The following is a 17,111-nucleotide window of genomic DNA, read 5'->3' on the forward strand; positions in this document are numbered from 1 at the left end:
CGTCCTATGCGCTTGCGCGCAGATCCTCGACGACAGTACCGGCAGCGCGGACTTCCGCCTCATGGTCCGGCTCGCGCCATGTCTCGGCGAGACCGGCCGCATACCATTCGCGCATGGCAGGCAGATCGAGCAACCGCTTGGGATAAGCAGCGGCAGCGCCCTCGAATGCCAGTCCATAGGACTGTGCCCGGAAAGCGACCGGAGCGAAGAAGGCATCGACCGCGGTGAAGTGGTCTCCGGCTAGGAACGGTCCGCCGAAGCGCGCAAGGCCGTCGTTCCACAAGTCGCCCAGGCGGAAGAGATCTTGCTTCAGCGCAGCGGACATCGATGCCAGCTTGACGCGCACGCCACAGCTCATCGGGCAGTCATTGCGCAGCGCGGTAAAGCTCGAATGCATTTCGGCGGTGGCCGAACGCGCCCAGGCGCGCGCTTTCGCATCGGCCGGCCAGACGCCTCGATGCCGCTCTGCCAGATATTCGACGATCGAGAGCGAGTCCCACACCGCCCAGCCGTCGTCGACCAGGCAGGGCACGCGGCCATTCGGCGAGAATGACCGGAAGAGGCTGAAACTCGATCCGGTCGGGAACGGCGTCAGCCGCTCCTCGAAGCGAATGTCGAGGGTCCGCATCAGCAGCCAAGGCCGCAGCGACCAGGACGAATAGTTCTTGTTGCCGATATGAAGCTGATACATTTGCCACCCTCACCTCGTCGCGGGACCCGCCCGGCGGACCTCGCGCCCTCTGAACATCGACCAGCTGTACATGGCCAGCGCAGTCCAGATAAGGGCGAAAGCTATGGCTTGCGTGGTGCCGAACGGCTCATCGAAGATCAGGACGGCGATCAGGAACACCATGGTCGGCGCGATATATTGCATGATGCCGATGGTGGAGAGGCGCAAAAGCCTGGCGCCGAAGGCAAAGAGCAGAAGCGGCACCGCGGTCACCGGGCCGCAGCCGATCAGCAGTGCGGTGTCGCCGCCGGTGCTGGAGATGAAATGGTCCTCGCCCGTGGCGATCAAGTAGGCGATGTAGCAAAGCGCCGGCACCGACAGCAGCAGTACCTCGAGCAGAAAGCCCTGGCTCGGCCCGATCGGCAGCGTCTTGCGGAAGAAGCCGTAGGCGGCGAAGGAGAAGGCCAATGCCAGCGATACCCAGGGTAATTTGCCGGCCTCGACAGTAAGCACGGTCACCGCAATGGCGGCCAGCGCCACCGCCGCGATCTGCAGCTGGTCGAGCCGTTCGCCGAGGAGAACGGCGCCGACCACCACGCTGACCAGCGGGTTGATATAGTAGCCGAGCGCCGTCTCGACCGTGCGGTCGACTGCGATCGCCCAGACATAGATGCCCCAGTTGACCGAGATGAGCGTCGCCGTCAGCGCCGCCATGGCGAGGCTTTTCGGCGAGCGGATCGCGGACTTGAAGTCGGCGGTGCGGCCGGCCCAAACCAGCACGGCAGCAGCGATCGGCACCGACCAAACGATCCGGTGCGAGATCACCTCGATCAGCGGCAGATGCGCCACCGCTTTCATGTAAAAGGGCAACAGCCCCCAGAGAAAATAGGCGCCGAGCGCCAAAAGGAAGCCGCGGCGAGCCTTGGCGTCTTGATCGAGATCGGCTGTTGCGGTGACCATTGCCCAACGCTATGGCCCAGGGGACCGTCCAAGACCATCGCAAAATTCTGATGGATCAATGGACTTTTGATGATGGTTCAACCTACTCCGCCGCGACTAAGCCAGCCATATCACGGTTCTTCATCAGCTTGTAGATGATTGAATCCATCAGCGCCTGGAAGGAGGCGTCGATGATGTTTTCCGAGACGCCGACAGTCCACCAGCGGGCGCCGGTGGAATCGTGCGATTCGATCAGCACCCGGGTGATGGCTTCGGTCCCGCCGTTGAGGATGCGCACCTTGAAGTCGGCGAGCTCGAGGTCGACGATCTCGTTCTGATACTTGCCGAGATCCTTGCGCAGCGCGATGTCGAGCGCGTTGACCGGGCCGTGGCCTTCGGCCACCGACATCTTCTCCTCGCCGTCGACCATCACCTTCACGATCGCCTCGGACACGGTCTTCAGGTTGCCGTTGGCATCGAAGCGGCGCTCGACCATGCAGCGGAACGAGGTGACGTTGAAGAACTCCGGCAGGCCGTGCAGCATCTTGCGGGCCAAAAGCTCGAAGGAGGCGTCGGCGCCCTCATAGGCGTAGCCTTCGGCCTCGCGCTCCTTCACGACGGCGATGAGCGCGTCGAGCCGGCTGTCGTCCTTCGGCACGTCGATGCCGCGCCGCTTCAATTCGGCCAGAAAATTGGCCTTGCCGCCCTGGTCGGAGACCATGACGCGGCGGCGGTTGCCCACCGCTTCCGGCGGCACATGCTCGTAAGTCGCCGGCTCTTTGGCCAGCGCCGAGGCATGGATGCCGGCCTTGGTGGCGAAGGCGGATGAGCCGACATAGGGCGCCTGAGCTTCCGGCGCGCGGTTGAGCAATTCGTCGAAAGCGCGGGAGAGCCGCGAAATGCCGGTCAGTGCTTCGGCCGAAATGCCTGTCTCGAAGCGGTCGGCGAAGGCCGGCTTGAGCGCGAGCGTCGGGATGATTGTGACCAGATTGGCGTTGCCGCAGCGCTCGCCGATGCCGTTCAGCGTGCCCTGGATCTGGCGCACACCGGCCTCGACGGCGGCAAGGGAATTCGCCACCGCCTGGCCGGTGTCGTCATGGGCATGAATGCCGAGATGGTCGCCAGGGATGCCGCTCGCGATCGCCTTCTCGACGATGGCCCGCACTTCCGAAGGCTGCGTGCCGCCATTGGTGTCGCATAGCACCACCCAGCGCGCCCCGGCATCATAGGCGGTCTTGGCGCAGGCCAGCGCGTAAGCCGGATTGGCCTTGAAGCCGTCGAAGAAATGCTCGCAGTCGACCATCGCCTCCTTGCCGACGGCGACCGCCGCCTGGACCGAGACTTTTATCGACTCAAGGTTCTCCTCGTTGGTGCAGCCGAGCGCCACGCGCACGTGATAGTCCCAGCTCTTGGCGACGAAGCAGATCGCGTCCGACTTCGATTGCACCAGCGCCGCCAGCCCCGGATCGTTGGAGGCCGAAACCCCTGCCCGCTTGGTCATGCCGAAGGCGACGAATTTCGCGCTTTGCGTGCGCTTCTGATGGAAGAAGGCGGTGTCGGTCGGGTTGGCACCGGGATAGCCGCCCTCGACATAGTCGATGCCGAATTCGTCGAGCTGCTTGGCGATCGCGATCTTGTCCTCGACGGAAAAGTCGATGCCCGGCGTCTGCTGGCCGTCGCGCAGCGTGGTGTCGAAGAGGTAGAGGCGTTGCTTCGTCATGGCTGTAGCTCGAAAAGTCGAGATCCTTCGCGCCGGGGGCGCCGTAGACCACAAACCTGCATGGTTATTTGCCTGCGTATTTGTCCGTCGCCCGGATCAGCCGGTCCAGAATCCCCGGCTCCGAATACGAGTGGCCGGCGCCTTCGATGAGGTGGAAATCCGCCTTCGGCCAGGCCTTGTGCAGGACCCAGGCATAGCGCGCCGGGCACGGCATGTCGTAGCGGCCGTGGACGATGGTGCCGGGGATATCCTTCAGCTTCCAGGCATCGCGCAGCAGCTGTCCTTCTTCCAGCCAGCCGGCATGGACGAAATAGTGGTTCTCGATGCTGGCGAAGGCGATGGCATAGTCGTCCTGGCCGAAAGGCGTGCTGGTTTCCGGCTCCGGCAAAAGCGTGATCGTCTCGCCTTCCCACAGACTCCAGGCAAGCGCCGCCTCGACCTTCGCCTGGCGGTCGGTGCCCACCAGCCGCTTGCGGTAGGCGGCCATCATGTCGCCGCGCTCGGCCTCGGGGATCGGCGCCAGAAAACGTTCCCACTTGTCGGGAAACATCTCGGAGACGCCGAACTGATAGTACCATTCGAGCTCGGCGCGGGTGAGCGTATAGATGCCGCGCACGACGAGCTCGCTGACGCGCTCGGGATGCGTTTCGGCATAGGCGAGCGCCAGCGTCGAGCCCCACGAGCCGCCGAACACCAGCCATTTGTCGAAGCCCGCCATCTCCCGCAGGCGTTCGATGTCGGCGACGAGATGCCAGGTGGTGTTGGCTTCCAGCGAGGCGTTGGGCGTCGACTTGCCGCAGCCGCGCTGGTCGAGCAGGATGACGTCGTAGAGTTTCGGGTCGAACAGCCGCCGGTGTTTGGGCGAGATCGTGCCTCCAGGGCCGCCATGCAGGAACACGGCTGGCTTGGCGCCTTTGGTGCCGCAGCGCTCCCAATAGATGGTGTGGCCATCACCGACATCGAGCATGCCTGTTTCGAACGGCTCGATCTCGGGATAGAGCGTGCGCAAGGAGCTGCTGTGGATCGTCATAGTTTCAGTCCCTGCTGCGGCCAGTTGGCCGTCTCGTGATCGGGATGCTGGAAGGAGATGATCTGCTCCTGCCGTCGATAGTAGTCGGGGTCGTCGTGGACCGGCGCCTCGAAGATCTTCTCCACCCAGGGCAGCCGCACCGCGTAGTTGACCTGGATCTGCGGCGCGAGGTCCGAACGATCGTCGAAGGCACCGATGGCGATCTCCAGCCCACCCGGCTGGCGGTAGGTGAGCGGCGTGCCGCAGCGGCGGCAGAAGCCGCGATCGATGTTGACCGAGGACTGGAAATAGCTCGGCTCCTCATGGGTCCATTCGACGCCGTCCTTCGGCACCGTCACCAGGGCGCCGAAGAAATTGCCGAACTGTTTCTGGCACATGCGGCAATGGCAGATGGACGGGCGCCCGAGCTTGCCGTGGACGCGGAAGCGCACGGCGCCGCACTGGCAGCCGCCGGTTCGAATTTCATCGGTCATGGTTTTTCCTCCGGCGGCCATTGGTCCGTGTCGTGATCGGGATGCTGATAGGAGACGAGCTCGGCGAGATAAGGCGCCGACGAAACATCGCCCATCGTCTCCTCGGACGGCAGTTTCGAAACGCCGTCGACATAGGGAAGCTTCGCTTCGACGCCCCACTGGATGGTTGGCGCGATGCCGGCCGGGTCGTCGAAGGCCGCGATCGCCAGCGCCACGCCGTCCGGCGCCTCGAAGGTCAGCGGCGTGCCGCATTCGGCGCAGAAGCCGCGCCATGCCGCGTTAGACGAGCGGAAGCGCTTCGGCCCGCCGCGCGTCCAGTCCAGCCTGGCGCCGCGCACCGAGACCAGCGGCAGATAGAAATTGCCGCTCGCCTTCTGGCACATGCGGCAATGGCAGACCGAGGCATCGCCCAGGGCGCCCTCAACGCGGAAACGCACGGCGCCGCACTGGCACCCGCCCGTATAGACCGGCCGGTTATCAAGGCTCATCGATCCCTCCCATCGAGCTCACTCCGGATCATGGCAGACCGCCTCGACATTGTTGCCGTCGGGATCGAAGACGAAGGCGCCGTAATAATTGGGGTGGTAATGCGGACGCAGCCCCGGCCCGCCATTGTCCTTGCCGCCGGCCGCAAGGGCCGCGGCATGGAAGGCGTCGACCTCGGCGCGGCTGCGCGCGGTGAAGGCGACATGCTGATGGTCCTTCGGCTTCTCCTTGCCCGCGCTCAGCCAGAACACCGGCCGGTCGCGGCCATAGCCGCCGACCTTGGCGCCGGCGGTATATTCCTCCGGCACCATGTAGAGCAGCGAAGCGCCAAGCGGCGCCATCGCCTTGTCGTAGAACGCCTTGGACTTTTCGAAATCGGAAACGCTGATGCCGAGATGATCGATCATGGAACGAGCTCCTGCGTTGCGGTCTCCGGCACTTCCGCGCCGGCCAGGCCGGCCGCAATGACGATGTGCTGGCAGACATTGTCGATATCGCGGATCACGTCGTCGTTCCAGAAGCGCAGGATGGTCCAGCCGCTTGCAGCCAGATAGCCACTTCTTGCCTCGTCACGGTTTAAGTGTTCCGCATCGCCATGCTGGCTGCCATCGACCTCGACTATGAGGCGATGGGCCGAGCACGCGAAGTCAACGATATAAGGTCCGATCGGCACCTGCCGCCGGAAGCTGATGCCCATCAAGCGGTGGGCACGCAACTCGTTCCAAAGTTTCAGCTCGGCATCCGTCATGGCACGCCGCATGGACTTGGCGTTATTGCGCTGACGGGATGGAACGAGGTCGTGGCCCATAGCTACATGCCCTCACGTTTGCGATTAACGAAATCGCACGCCCGAGCTAATCTCCCCCCTTGCGGGGGAGATGTCCGGCAGGACAGAGGGGGGTGCTGTCCCGCCGACGTAGCAACGAGAGAGTGCTGCCCTCCTAGGAAATAGCGGGTGTGTGAGTGGGAAAACTCAAACCCTGGAGTTCCTTCGCACCCCCCTCTGTCCTGCCGGACATCTCCCCCGCAAGGGGGGAGATTGGACGTCACCGGCGCCTCCGCCAGTCCTGAAACGATCCCCTGCGCCACCCTCACCGCTTGATCTCCCAGGTCGTCACCCGCTGGCCGGTGAGAGGATCCTTGCCGTCCTTGAGCTGAACGCCCTGCGCAAGAAGCTCGTCGCGGATGCGGTCGGCCTCAGCCCAATTCTTCTCGGCGATGAACTTCAGGCGCCTGGCGATCGCCGCAGCGATCGCTTCCTCATCTACCTTCGCCGCGCCGGCATCGAAACCCAGAAAGGCAAGCGCCGCTTTCAGCGAAGCCGCGGCGGCGTTCTCGCCGGCGCCAGTGAACTCCACCGCTTCGCCGGCAAGCTGCGTCAATCGCTGAAAGGCAGCGTAGGTGGCGAGGTCGTCGGACAGCGCCTCCAGCACGTCTGCCGGCAGGTCCCCCGCCGCCGCGGGCGCTAGATCGGCCGCACGCTTCCATTTGCGCAGCGTGTTTTCCGCCTCCTCCAGCTTGCGCACGGAAAAGTCGATCGGCTCGCGGTAATGCGTCATTAGCATCGCCAGCCGCAGCACCTCGCCCGGCCACCTCCTGCCGCCGAAAGTCTCGGTCTCCAAGAGCTCATGGATCGAATAGAAATTGCCGAGGCTCTTCGACATTTTCTGGCCCTCGACCTGAAGGAAGCCGTTGTGCATCCAGACATTGGCCATGACCTTGGTGCCGTGGGCGCAGCGCGACTGGGCGATCTCGTTCTCGTGATGCGGGAAGATCAGGTCGAGGCCGCCGCCATGGATGTCGAAGATCTCGCCGAGATAGGCGGCCGACATGGCCGAGCATTCGATGTGCCAGCCCGGACGGCCCCTACCCCACGGGCTTTCCCAGCCGGGCTCTTCCGGCGTCGAGAGTTTCCATAAAACGAAATCGCCGGGGTTCTTCTTGTGGGCGTCGACGGCGATGCGGGCGCCGGCCTGCTGCTCGTCGAGATTGCGCTTCGAAAGCTCGCCATAATCGGGCATCGAGGCGGTGTCGAAGAGCACCTCGCCGCCGGCGACATAGGCGTGGCCGCGCTCGATCAGCTGCGCGATCAGCGACAGCATGTCGGCCTTGCCGTCGGCGCGGGGCGCGACGAATTCGGTCGCCCGCGGCTCGTGGGTCGGCTCCAAACAGCCGAGTGCCGCGACATCTTTGTGGTACTGGTCGGCGGTCTTTTCGGTGACGCGCCGGATCGCGTCGTTCAGCGAAAGCGTCCCGACTTCGATCTCGGCGCCGAAATCGCGCAGGGCGCGCGCATTTATCTTGTCGTCGACATCCGTGATGTTGCGCACATACGTGACGTGCTTTTCGCCATAGAGTTGGCGCAGCAAACGGAACAGCACGTCGAAGACGATTGCCGGCCGCGCGTTGCCGATATGGGCAAAGTCGTAGACCGTCGGGCCGCAAACATACATGCGCACGTTTTGCGGATCGATCGGAACGAAACGCTCCTTCGCCCGCGTCAGCGTGTTGTAAAGGCTGAGGCCCTTCGATGCGTCAGACATGCGTGCCCTTCCGATCCCTTATGTTGGACGGAGCCTCCCCGCGCGCGGGCGCAAATCGGGCTCCAGCCTGCTGGCCGGGGCGTTTGTCCAATCTAGGGGAAGATAAGGCGAAAACGTCCGGACCAGCGCGAGGCTAGCCAATAATGCAAATGCCACAAATGGCGAAAGACGTTTTCATGCCCGGCTTTATCGCGTCCGCAGGTGTTGCCGTCAAGTCGCTCAACTCGGGAAAGCTGTCGTTCCATCACAGGTAAAAACCGGCCGAAACATTTTATTAAGCATCTCGGCACAGTGATGAAACATTATCGGACTAGACCGCCAAACGTCACGATTTGGTCCGAATCGACCACCAAACCCAGACACGAAAACGTTACCAGGGAAGAGAACAATGCCTCGAAGTAAGCAAGAACAAAGCCGACCGGCGCAGCAGCCGCTCGCCAGCCACTACCGCGCGATCGGCCCTGCGGCCATCGTCGCAGCCCTTCTTCACACCGCGAAGAAGAAGAAGCCGGCGCAGAAGATCATCTCGCCGCGCGCCGCTTGAAACGGCAGGACCGGCGCAGTCTCCGATGATCGGAGCGCCGGCAATGAGGGCGACGCCAATGCTCGCCCTGGAGATGAAGGCCTCCGCTAGCAGCCTTCGCTAAAACAGGGTCATCTGGTTTTCGTCCGCGCCGGGTTTCTGGCGCCTGACCTTGTCGGGCTGAGGCCCGACCATGCCCCGCTCCTGAATCTCCGGCCCGGTGTTGGCGACCTTGTTGACGAGGTCGGAAACCGGAATCGCCTCGAAGAAATCGGGCTCGGCGGGCTTGAGGAGGTCGAGCACGTCGCGCGGCTCCTGCGTGCGGCAATCCAACCAGCGGGCGAAATCGCGTTCGTCGATCACCACCGGCATGCGGTCGTGGATATGGGCGGTGCCGGCGTTGGCCCGCGTGGTGAGGATCGCGCCGGTGTCCATCTCGGAACCGCCCGGCTCGGCATAGGTCTCGATCAGACCGGCGAAGGCGATCACCCCGCCCCGCCGCGGCCGGATCCAGTAGGGCTGGCCCTTGGCGCTACCTGACTGCTGCCATTCATAAAAGCCGGAGGCCGGCACAAGGGCCCGGCGATGGCGCATGGCGGTCTTGAACGAGGCCTTCTGCAGCACGCCTTCCGAGCGCGCGTTGAAGAGCAGCGGAAATTCCTTCGTATCCTCGACCCAAGTCGGGATCAGGCCCCAGCGCACCAGCATCGCCTGGCGGTCTGGCAGGTTGGAGCCTGGCGCTCTTGGCGGACCGGCGAACGCCATCAGCACCGGCTGCGTCGGAGCGATATTGTAGCGGGCCGGAAACGCCTCCAGCTCCGCCAGGCCAAGAATGGCGGCGGTCTGGTCCGGCGAGGCGGTCAGGGCAAAGCGTCCGCACATGGATTGGCTCTTCGGTCGGGATCGCCATGAAAGTGGCGATGGAACCGCCGCGCCGCAACCGCTAAAGCTGTCCGGTCCACAACCAAGCCGGCAGCCGGCGCGATTCGCAACGCATGAACAAGGTTCGCAAGATTATCCCGGCAGTCTCCGTCGCCGTCGTGCGCGGCAAGACGGTGCTGCTTGTCAAGCGGGCGCGGCCGCCTTCGCAAGGGCTCTACGCGTATCCCGGCGGCAAGGTCGAGCCGGGCGAGACGCTGGCGCAAGCCGCGGCGCGCGAACTCAAGGAGGAAACCGGGCTCGAGGCGAAGGATTACCACCCGCTGCGCGACATCCATATCGACGGCCGCGCTGAGCACCACGCGGTCGACTATCTGCTGACGGTGTTCGGCGCGGCCTATGTCGGCGGCGAGCCGGCAGCGAGCGATGACGCCGAAACGGCGGCGTTCTACACGCTGGCGGAAATGGCGGCGATGCCGCTGGCGGGCGATGTGTTTGAAGTTGCCGAGGAGTTGCTTGGCCCTGCGCAAGCCGCCGAGCGGTGACCCCAGAATGGCCTTGCAGGCGACAAAATGTTTCGCCACAAAGCCTTGCTCTTCCATCGCAAGGCCCTGATGACCCGCGCCTCCCCCTTTCTCGCCGCAAGCCTCGCCATCAGCATGGCCGTCACGGTGCAGCCGGCATCGGCGGCCGAGGCGCCGTTCGAGCCCGGGCTGATGCGGCTTGCCGAGGTGCTGGGTTCGCTGCATTTCCTGCGCAACCTCTGCGGCGAGAAAGGCGACCAGTGGCGGCTGGAGATGGAAAAGCTGCTTGAGTCGGAAAATCCCGATCCCAACCGGCGCGCCCGCTTCATCGCCTCCTTCAATCGCGGCTACCGCTCCTTCAGCGGCACCTACACGCAGTGCACGCCTTCGGCCACTGAGGCCATTGCCCGCTACATGAAGGAAGGCGAGACGCTGTCGCGCGATATCGCTTCCCGTTACGGGAATTGAGGACCGGCATCGATCGCGACTATCCACCGACAAATCGCTCCAATGTGGCCGGCCTTATTGTATCAGGCTGCGCCTTGGTGCAATCATCTGTTGCGCTTATGCAACAATGTTAATGAAACGTTAGTGGACAAATGCGGAATTAACTCAAACTGAAGGTTTTAATGCCGCAAGCTGGGCTAATCGGCTAAGCTCGGTCGGAATTGATCGCAGCCTTGCTCGATATGTAGATTGCGACTGCAGAAACGTCGTATTTACAAGCACTTGTACGGGCAGCGCATGAACTGGCAAGTCAAGCCCGGTCCCTTGCCGGACCGACGCTTGAAAAGGTGGACATCGCAATGGAACATGGCGTCAGCGACATCGACGCGTTGGTCAGGGAAGAAAAGCGCCTGACCGCCGTGGAGAGCCACAGCGAAGCCTGGGCGGAAGGATTGTCGGCCGGCATCGAGCCTGAAATCATCGCCGAGGCTGCGCTGGAAACCGCCTTCGGCGAGATGCTGCGCGCCAATGGTGAGACCTCAGCGCTGGCCCTGCTCGACCGCATGCGCGAAAAGGTGATCTCCGGCGCCTTCGAGCCGGAACGGCTCAGGCACTAGCCCGCCCGCTTTTGGCTGCTTTTGACGGCGACGCGCCGTTTGGGCATCATACCCGCCGCCTAGCCATTAGTCTTTTTCGCAATTCCGGACGGAAACCATTGCACAGTTTTCTGGAATTGCCCTAGCGAGCCCGGAACCATGGAGAGGCAAGGGGTGAGATTTTCGTTGGCAGGCAGGCCGCGCGGGCTGGCCCTCGGCATCTGGATCACTGCTTCCTGCGTCGGACCATTGGCAATCTGCCTCGCCAGCACGCCTTCCTATGCGCTAAGCGAGATCCAGCGCGAGGATTTGCCTTCGCCGGTCACTCCGCCCACCAGTGACGAAACGACCGCTCCGGGGACCACCGTGCCAATGCCGGCCGCGCCCGGCACCAAACCCTCCGACAACAGCCAGCCGGCCGACGAGACGGACAAGAGCGCGCCGGAAGCGCCAACCGGCAGCGGCGGCATCACCAGCCCGCGCTCCGACCCGGATTCGCCGCCGCCGCCCGTCGTCTACGACCTCGACAAGCTTCCCGAACCGGTCAAACGCATGCACGGCCTGATCATCGAGGCCTGCAAGAGCGGCGATATCGAGAAACTTCGGCCGCTGATCGGCTCGGGCGAATCCATGACGCAGCTTTCGCTCGGCGACATCGAGGGCGACCCGGTCGCTTTCCTCAAGGGACTCTCCGGCGACGGCGATGGCCAGGAGATTCTCGCCATTTTGGAAGAGGTGCTCAGCGCCGGCTATGTCCATGTCGACACCGGCACCCCGCAGGAGCTCTATGTCTGGCCGTATTTCTTCGCGCTGCCGCTCGACAAGCTGGATCCCAGGCAGCGCGTCGAGCTGTTCAAGCTCGTCACCGCAAGCGACTATGACGACATGAAGCAGTTCGGCGCCTATATCTTCTACCGCGTCGGCATCACGCCCGCCGGCCAGTGGCTGTTCTTCGTCGCCGGGGATTGAGCCAGAAGCTCATCCCTTGCCAATTTTGGTCTGCGGCCATATGCGGTTTGCCTCCTCTCGCAGAGCCGGAATCGCATCGGCTCCCACCGTCGGCATTTCGAGAAGAAAATCGACGAGGGCAAGTTCCCGCAGCTGCAGGCACTGTTAATGCAGGGCGCGCTTAAGAAATCCAACGTGGCCTAAGCCGCCAGCGCCTCGGAAAACTCCACCGCCCTGCCCTGGCCGGGCGTGACGATCTCGCCGTCCCACATTACCCGGTTGCCGCGCACGATGGTGCCGACCGGCCAGCCGGTGACCTCTTTGCCGTCATAGGGCGTCCAGCCCGCCTTGGAGCCAGCCTGCGCGTTGGTGATGGTCTCGCGGCGCTTCAGGTCTACGACGGTGAAATCGGCGTCGTAGCCGGCGGCGATGCGGCCCTTTCCCGCCATGCCGAAGATGCGCTGCGGACCATGACTGGAGAGATCGACGAAACGCTGCAAAGTGAGCCGGCCGGCGTTGACATGGTCGAGCATGATCGGCACCAGCGTCTGCACGCCCGTCATGCCCGAAGGCGAGGCAGGATAAAGCTTGGCCTTCTCGGCCAGCGTGTGCGGCGCGTGGTCGGACCCCAGCACATCGACGATCCCTTGCTCGATGCCGTGCCAGACGCCGTCGCGGTGGCGCGCCGCGCGCACGGGCGGGTTCATCTGGATCAGCGTGCCGAGCCGCGCATAATCGTCAGCTGAGAGCGTCAGGTGATGCGGCGTCGCTTCGCATGTGGCGACGTCCTTGTGCTGCTCGAGGAAAACGATCTCCTCGGCCGTCGAGATGTGCAGCACATGGATGCGGGCGCGCGTCTGTCTCGCGATGCGCACCAGGCGCTCGGTGCAGCGCAGCGCCGCGATCTCGTCGCGCCAGACAGGATGCGACGAGGGATCGCCCTCGACGCGCAGACCGAGCCGCTCGCGCAGACGGAACTCGTCCTCGGAGTGGAAAGCGGCGCGGCGGCGGGTATTGCGCAGGATGGAGGCGACGCCTTCGTCGTCCTCGACCAGCAGGGCGCCGGTGGACGAGCCCATGAAGACTTTTATGCCGGCAGCTCCTGGCAGCCGCTCGAGCTCGCCGACATCGCCGGCATTGTCGCGCGTGCCGCCAACCCAGAAAGCGAAGTCGCAATGCATGCGGCCGGTGGCGCGCCGCACCTTGTCGGCAAGGGCCGCCTCGCTGGTGGTCAGCGGATTGGTGTTGGGCATCTCGAAGACCGCGGTGACGCCGCCCAAAACCGCGGCGCGAGACCCGGTTTCCAGATCTTCCTTGTGCTCCAGTCCCGGCTCGCGGAAATGCACCTGGCTGTCGACGACGCCGGGCAGGATGTGCAGGCCCGTGCAATCGATCGCCTCGCCGGCCGACGCTTGGCCGAGATCGCCTATCGCGGCAATACGCCCGGCCTTCACGGCGACATCGCGCCGGCCTTCACCGTCATGGTTGACTACCGTGCCGCCTGTCAGGATGAGGTCGAAGGTGGTTGCCATGGACTGGTCCAATCTCTTGCGGGGGGAGTGTGGCCGGCTTACGTAATGACCATCATTTTTGCAAGATCAGGCCGACTTCACGCCCATGCCCTTTGCCCTGCTGAAAGACCGCGCGCTCATTTCCGTGTCAGGCCCGGATGCCGAACATTTTTTGCAAAACATCCTCACCACCGATCTCGATGCGCTCGGCGCCGGCGAGGCAAAGCCTGGCGCGCTGCTTTCGCCGCAAGGCAAGATCCTGTTCGATTTTCTCATCTCTCGCGCCGGCGAGAACGGCTTCCGGCTGGAATGCCGGACCGACATAGCCGATGACTTCGTGCGCCGGCTGATGCTTTACCGGCTGAGGGCAAAGGCCGAGATTGCCAAGCAGGATCAGGCGCTTGTCGCGGTTGCATGGGGCGATGATTCAACCGCCTCACTTGCCGATTCAACTTCGCTCGCCGACACGCGCTTCCGCGAGGTGGAGGTCAGGCGCACATATGAGGGCGCAGTTCAGGAGAGCGGCGATGCCGGCGCATGGCAGGCCCTGCGTATCGCCAACGGCATCGCCGAAAGCGGCAGCGACTACCAGCTCGGTGACGCTTTCCCACATGACGTTCTCCTCGACGAGAGCGGCGGCGTCGGCTTCAAGAAAGGCTGCTATGTCGGCCAGGAAGTCGTCTCGCGCATGCAGCATCGCGGCACCGCGCGACGCCGCGTGTTGATCGCCACAGCCGGGGGTTCCCTGCCTGCGTCCGGTAACGAGCTCACCGTCGCCGGCCGGCCGGTTGGCACGCTGGGTTCGGTAAGCGGCGGACGCGGCCTCGCCATCGCCCGCATCGACCGCGTCAAGGCAGCGCTCGATGCCCGCGACCCGATCATGGCCGGCGATGTCCAGGTGACGCTCGCCATCCCGGGCTGGGCGAAATTCTCCTTCCCGCAAGACACCGTCAGCGCGGAGGAAGCCTGATGGCGGCCGACAGGGCGGGAGCGCCGCCGCGCGCCTGGCAGCGCATGCTGTCCGGCCGGCGGCTCGACCTGCTCGACCCCTCGCCGCTCGACATCGAGATCGCCGACATCGCGCATGGCCTCGCCCGCGTCGCCCGCTGGAACGGCCAGACCAGCGGCGAGCACGCCTTTTCGGTGGCTCAGCATTCGCTGCTGGTCGAGGCACTCTATGGTGAGCTGGTGCCGGCCGCCTCCGCCGAGGCGCGGCTCGCCGCGCTGCTGCACGACGCGCCCGAATATGTCATCGGCGACATGATCTCGCCCTTCAAATCGGTGATGGGCGGCTCCTACAAGGACTGCGAGCTCAGGCTGCAGCGCGCCATCCATCAACGTTTCTCGCTGCCGGCCGAGCTCGGCGCCACCTTGCGCAAGGACATCAAGCGCGCCGACCAGATCGCCGCCTATTACGAGGCGACGCTGCTTGCCGGCTTCTCGACCGCGGAGGCGACGGAATATTTCGGCCGGCCGCGCAGCTTTTCCGCCGACCATTTCGACTTCACCCCACGCTCGGTGACCTGGGCGCAGGCGGCATTTCTGAAACGATTCGCGGCGCTGGAAGCTAAACGCCAGCCTTTTCTTGCTGCCAATTCCGTCAAATAAAAGAACGCTAAATTAACCGGCGGCCACGACAGTAAACTGTTCAGTCACGGTCGGCAGGCGCGCTCATGCCCGTTGCTCATGTCAAGGCTGGTTCGGCCGCAGTCAGGCGGAAGGCAACCGGTATTGGCCCGGTTCGACGAATAGCGGAGGAGCTTCGCGCACAAAACGAACGGTTTTCGGCCGCCGTCGAGAACATGTCGCATGGCCTGTGCATGTTCGACGCCGACGAGCGCATGATCATCTGCAACCGAAACTATATCGACCTCTTCCGCCTCGACGCCAAAGTCACGAAGCCCGGCATTCGCTTCTTCGACATCTTGCAGCACAGCGTCGAAATCGGCATCGCCTCGCAAACCGCCGAGCAGCTCTACGCCGTCCGCAAACCCTATATCGACGGCGCCAAACCCTCGACCTATGAGGAGAGGCTGGCGGACGGGCGCATCATCGTCATCTCGCATCGGCCGCTGGCCTCCGGGGGCTGGGTGTCGATCTACGAGGACGTGACCGTGCAGCGGCGCGCCGAAGAGGAATTGAAGGAGCAGCATCGCCGCTTCGACGCCGCTTTGGCCAACATGTCGCAAGGCCTGCTGATGTATGACGCCGACGGCAAGCTGATCGTGCGCAATCAGCGCTTTCTGGATCTCTACAAAGTCGCCGCGGCAGATTTCCCCTTTGGTACGACACACCGCGACGCGCTCAAACGACTGCTGGAACTCGGCATCTACACCAAGATCGACGTCGACAGCGAAGTCACCAGGACCGAAGCCTGCCTGCGAGCAGGGAAAATGCAGTCGGCTTACCGCTATCTTGCCGACGGCAGGACTTTTCTAGTGGTCCGGCAGCCGATGAGCGGCGGCGGCTGGGTCGTGACCTTCGACGATGTTACCGAGCGTCGCCGCGCCGAAGAGCGCATGACGCATCTTGCGCATCACGACACGCTGACCAACCTGCCGAACCGCTCGATGTTCCGCGAGCGCCTGGACCAGGCATTGAGCGAGGCCAAGGCCACGCCGGTGGCGATCTTCTCGCTCGACCTCGACCGCTTCAAGGCCGTCAACGATACGTTCGGGCATCCGGCCGGCGACTGGCTGCTGAAAAGGGTGGCCGAGCGCCTGCAGCGCTGCCTGCGCAGCGACAAGGACGTGGTGGCGCGTTTCGGCGGCGACGAATTCGCCATCATTCAATCCAATATCAGAAACGCGGTCGACGCCGAAAAGCTGGCCAAGCGCATTATCGAGGTGATCGGCAAGCCTTATCGCGACAAGGGCCGCGAAATGCATGTCGGGGTGAGCCTCGGCATCGCGCTTTATCCCAGCGACGGGCAGGATGCGGATACGCTGCTCACCAATGCCGACATGGCGCTCTACCGGGGCAAGAGCGAGGGGCGCAACATCTACCGTTTCTTCGAGCCGGGCATGGATGCCATGGTGCGGGAGCGCCTGGCGCTCGAGGCCGACCTCGAAGCTGCACTCCCGAGGCGCGAGTTCGAACTGGATTTCCAGCCGATTCTCGACATCGCCTCCGGTGAGATCGTCGGCGCTGAAGCGCTGATGCGCTGGCGCTCGCCGTCGCGCGGGCTGGTGCCGCCGCAAGACTTCATCGCCGCGGCCGAAGAAACCGGGCTGATCGTGCAACTCGGCGACTGGGCGCTGCGCAAGGCCTGCGGCGTGGCGGCGGGCTGGCCGCAGGACGTGCGCATGGCGGTCAACGTCTCGGCGGCCCAGATCAAGAGCGGCGGCTTCGCCCGCAGCGTGATTGCGGCGCTCGCCTTTTCCGGCCTGCCAGCAAGCCGGCTGGAACTCGAAATCACCGAAACGGTGATGATGGACGAGAGCGACAGCGTGCTGAGGACGCTCGGGCAATTGCGCGGGCTCGGCGTGCGCATCGCGCTCGACGATTTCGGCACCGGCTATTCTTCGCTCGGTTATCTGCGGCGCTTCCCGGTCGACAAGATCAAGATTGACCGCTCCTTCATCCACGATCTCGACAAGCGCGACACGGCGGCGATCGTGCGCACGGTTATCGGGCTCGGCGCCGAGCTCGGCATCACCGTCACCGCCGAAGGCGTCGAGGCCGAAGCGCAGCTCGACATGCTGCGCAAGGCCGGCTGCGGCGAGGCGCAAGGTTTTCTGATCGGCGCGCCGGCCAGGGCCTCGGAGATGAGCCGCCTGCTGCGCTCGCAGGAAAAGCTTCGCCGATCCGGTTGATGCCGGG

The 17,111-nt window shown here is 64.1% G+C and carries 19 protein-coding genes; 8 read left to right on the forward strand and 11 right to left on the reverse strand.

The genetic code is table 11. The annotated features are described in order from the left end of the window. Nucleotides 1-4: 4 nt before the first annotated feature. The 9 genes from CK218_RS25425 to cysS all read right to left on the reverse strand — a co-directional run bounded on the left by CK218_RS25425 (nt 5) and on the right by cysS (nt 7,861). On the reverse strand, nt 5-691 hold the full coding sequence (locus CK218_RS25425; RefSeq protein ID WP_095829282.1) for a glutathione S-transferase family protein: 687 nt from the start codon (nt 689-691) through the stop codon (nt 5-7). 9 nt (nt 692-700) lie between these two features. Continuing rightward, a complete protein-coding gene (rarD, locus tag CK218_RS25430) occupies nt 701-1,630 on the reverse strand; it encodes an EamA family transporter RarD (protein ID WP_095829283.1) in 930 nt (309 codons plus the stop codon). 82 nt (nt 1,631-1,712) lie between these two features. Beyond that, on the reverse strand, nt 1,713-3,329 hold the full coding sequence (cimA, locus tag CK218_RS25435) for a citramalate synthase (RefSeq protein ID WP_095829284.1): 1,617 nt from the start codon (nt 3,327-3,329) through the stop codon (nt 1,713-1,715). Between the two features lie 64 nt (nt 3,330-3,393). Continuing rightward, nucleotides 3,394-4,359, reverse strand: a complete 966-nt coding sequence (gene pip, locus CK218_RS25440) for a prolyl aminopeptidase (RefSeq protein WP_095829285.1) — start codon at nt 4,357-4,359, stop codon at nt 3,394-3,396. Then, nucleotides 4,356-4,832: a GFA family protein gene (locus CK218_RS25445; protein WP_095777832.1), complete on the reverse strand. Its 477-nt coding sequence runs from the start codon at nt 4,830-4,832 to the stop codon at nt 4,356-4,358. Before CK218_RS25445 ends, pip begins: the two co-directional genes overlap by 4 nt. Beyond that, nucleotides 4,829-5,320 carry a GFA family protein gene (locus CK218_RS25450; RefSeq protein WP_095829286.1) on the reverse strand — a complete coding sequence of 164 codons (492 nt, stop codon included), beginning with the start codon at nt 5,318-5,320 and terminating at the stop codon, nt 4,829-4,831. Before CK218_RS25450 ends, CK218_RS25445 begins: the two co-directional genes overlap by 4 nt. A gap of 18 nt (nt 5,321-5,338) precedes the next feature. Continuing rightward, on the reverse strand, nt 5,339-5,725 hold the full coding sequence (locus tag CK218_RS25455) for a VOC family protein (RefSeq protein WP_066997387.1): 387 nt from the start codon (nt 5,723-5,725) through the stop codon (nt 5,339-5,341). Then, nucleotides 5,722-6,126: a DUF559 domain-containing protein gene (locus CK218_RS25460; protein WP_095829287.1), complete on the reverse strand. Its 405-nt coding sequence runs from the start codon at nt 6,124-6,126 to the stop codon at nt 5,722-5,724. Before CK218_RS25460 ends, CK218_RS25455 begins: the two co-directional genes overlap by 4 nt. A gap of 283 nt (nt 6,127-6,409) precedes the next feature. Further along, nucleotides 6,410-7,861, reverse strand: a complete 1,452-nt coding sequence (cysS, locus tag CK218_RS25465; RefSeq protein ID WP_095829288.1) for a cysteine--tRNA ligase — start codon at nt 7,859-7,861, stop codon at nt 6,410-6,412. Nucleotides 7,862-8,249: 388 nt separating this feature from the next. Here cysS and CK218_RS25470 point away from each other — a divergent pair, with 388 nt between their 5' ends. Then, nucleotides 8,250-8,405: a hypothetical protein gene (locus tag CK218_RS25470; RefSeq protein WP_082953737.1), complete on the forward strand. Its 156-nt coding sequence runs from the start codon at nt 8,250-8,252 to the stop codon at nt 8,403-8,405. Nucleotides 8,406-8,504: 99 nt separating this feature from the next. Here CK218_RS25470 and CK218_RS25475 read toward each other — a convergent pair whose 3' ends face one another. Beyond that, the gene (locus CK218_RS25475; RefSeq protein ID WP_095829289.1) at nt 8,505-9,266 is read right to left on the reverse strand and encodes an SOS response-associated peptidase; all 762 of its coding nucleotides are present in this window, start codon (nt 9,264-9,266) and stop codon (nt 8,505-8,507) included. A gap of 113 nt (nt 9,267-9,379) precedes the next feature. On the opposite strand from CK218_RS25475, the gene CK218_RS25480 reads away from it, so the two are divergent. The 4 genes from CK218_RS25480 (at nt 9,380) to CK218_RS25495 (ending at nt 11,799) form a co-directional block, all read left to right on the forward strand. Continuing rightward, nucleotides 9,380-9,808, forward strand: a complete 429-nt coding sequence (locus CK218_RS25480; protein WP_095829290.1) for an NUDIX hydrolase — start codon at nt 9,380-9,382, stop codon at nt 9,806-9,808. A gap of 69 nt (nt 9,809-9,877) precedes the next feature. Continuing rightward, nucleotides 9,878-10,255 (forward strand): TIGR02301 family protein, encoded by a 378-nt coding sequence (locus tag CK218_RS25485; RefSeq protein ID WP_095781940.1) that lies wholly within the window; start codon nt 9,878-9,880, stop codon nt 10,253-10,255. A 338-nt stretch (nt 10,256-10,593) separates the two neighbouring features. After that, entirely contained in the window at nt 10,594-10,851 is a 258-nt protein-coding gene (locus tag CK218_RS25490) for a hypothetical protein (protein ID WP_066997401.1), read from the forward strand. A gap of 153 nt (nt 10,852-11,004) precedes the next feature. Next, nucleotides 11,005-11,799, forward strand: a complete 795-nt coding sequence (locus CK218_RS25495) for a hypothetical protein (protein WP_095829291.1) — start codon at nt 11,005-11,007, stop codon at nt 11,797-11,799. Nucleotides 11,800-11,978: 179 nt separating this feature from the next. Here CK218_RS25495 and CK218_RS25500 read toward each other — a convergent pair whose 3' ends face one another. Further along, nucleotides 11,979-13,310: a dihydroorotase gene (locus CK218_RS25500; protein ID WP_095829292.1), complete on the reverse strand. Its 1,332-nt coding sequence runs from the start codon at nt 13,308-13,310 to the stop codon at nt 11,979-11,981. 85 nt (nt 13,311-13,395) lie between these two features. Here CK218_RS25500 and CK218_RS25505 point away from each other — a divergent pair, with 85 nt between their 5' ends. The 3 genes from CK218_RS25505 (at nt 13,396) to CK218_RS25515 (ending at nt 17,104) form a co-directional block, all read left to right on the forward strand. Beyond that, nucleotides 13,396-14,259, forward strand: coding sequence for a folate-binding protein YgfZ (locus CK218_RS25505; RefSeq protein WP_095829293.1), 864 nt, complete (start codon nt 13,396-13,398; stop codon nt 14,257-14,259). Next, the gene (locus tag CK218_RS25510; RefSeq protein WP_066997413.1) at nt 14,259-14,897 is read left to right on the forward strand and encodes an HD family hydrolase; all 639 of its coding nucleotides are present in this window, start codon (nt 14,259-14,261) and stop codon (nt 14,895-14,897) included. Before CK218_RS25505 ends, CK218_RS25510 begins: the two co-directional genes overlap by 1 nt. A gap of 194 nt (nt 14,898-15,091) precedes the next feature. Then, nucleotides 15,092-17,104, forward strand: coding sequence for an EAL domain-containing protein (locus tag CK218_RS25515; protein ID WP_245299644.1), 2,013 nt, complete (start codon nt 15,092-15,094; stop codon nt 17,102-17,104). Nucleotides 17,105-17,111: the final 7 nt, after the last annotated feature.

Source organism: Mesorhizobium sp. WSM3879 (assembly GCF_002294915.1).
In the GTDB taxonomy this organism is placed as follows: domain Bacteria; phylum Pseudomonadota; class Alphaproteobacteria; order Rhizobiales; family Rhizobiaceae; genus Mesorhizobium.

Bases quoted from the DNA above. Each gene is read 5' to 3' on its own strand.
- CK218_RS25470 (WP_082953737.1), top strand. From the start codon at position 8,250: ATGCCTCGAAGTAAGCAAGAACAAAGCCGACCGGCGCAGCAGCCGCTC.
- pip (WP_095829285.1), bottom strand. From the start codon at position 4,359: ATGACGATCCACAGCAGCTCCTTGCGCACGCTCTATCCCGAGATCGAG.
- rarD (WP_095829283.1), bottom strand. From the start codon at position 1,630: ATGGTCACCGCAACAGCCGATCTCGATCAAGACGCCAAGGCTCGCCGC.
- CK218_RS25450 (WP_095829286.1), bottom strand. From the start codon at position 5,320: ATGAGCCTTGATAACCGGCCGGTCTATACGGGCGGGTGCCAGTGCGGC.
- CK218_RS25490 (WP_066997401.1), top strand. From the start codon at position 10,594: ATGGAACATGGCGTCAGCGACATCGACGCGTTGGTCAGGGAAGAAAAG.
- CK218_RS25485 (WP_095781940.1), top strand. From the start codon at position 9,878: ATGACCCGCGCCTCCCCCTTTCTCGCCGCAAGCCTCGCCATCAGCATG.
- CK218_RS25480 (WP_095829290.1), top strand. From the start codon at position 9,380: ATGAACAAGGTTCGCAAGATTATCCCGGCAGTCTCCGTCGCCGTCGTG.
- CK218_RS25510 (WP_066997413.1), top strand. From the start codon at position 14,259: ATGGCGGCCGACAGGGCGGGAGCGCCGCCGCGCGCCTGGCAGCGCATG.
- cimA (WP_095829284.1), bottom strand. From the start codon at position 3,329: ATGACGAAGCAACGCCTCTACCTCTTCGACACCACGCTGCGCGACGGC.
- CK218_RS25475 (WP_095829289.1), bottom strand. From the start codon at position 9,266: ATGTGCGGACGCTTTGCCCTGACCGCCTCGCCGGACCAGACCGCCGCC.
- CK218_RS25445 (WP_095777832.1), bottom strand. From the start codon at position 4,832: ATGACCGATGAAATTCGAACCGGCGGCTGCCAGTGCGGCGCCGTGCGC.
- CK218_RS25505 (WP_095829293.1), top strand. From the start codon at position 13,396: ATGCCCTTTGCCCTGCTGAAAGACCGCGCGCTCATTTCCGTGTCAGGC.
- CK218_RS25455 (WP_066997387.1), bottom strand. From the start codon at position 5,725: ATGATCGATCATCTCGGCATCAGCGTTTCCGATTTCGAAAAGTCCAAG.
- CK218_RS25460 (WP_095829287.1), bottom strand. From the start codon at position 6,126: ATGGGCCACGACCTCGTTCCATCCCGTCAGCGCAATAACGCCAAGTCC.
- CK218_RS25515 (WP_245299644.1), top strand. From the start codon at position 15,092: ATGTCGCATGGCCTGTGCATGTTCGACGCCGACGAGCGCATGATCATC.
- CK218_RS25500 (WP_095829292.1), bottom strand. From the start codon at position 13,310: ATGGCAACCACCTTCGACCTCATCCTGACAGGCGGCACGGTAGTCAAC.
- cysS (WP_095829288.1), bottom strand. From the start codon at position 7,861: ATGTCTGACGCATCGAAGGGCCTCAGCCTTTACAACACGCTGACGCGG.
- CK218_RS25425 (WP_095829282.1), bottom strand. From the start codon at position 691: ATGTATCAGCTTCATATCGGCAACAAGAACTATTCGTCCTGGTCGCTG.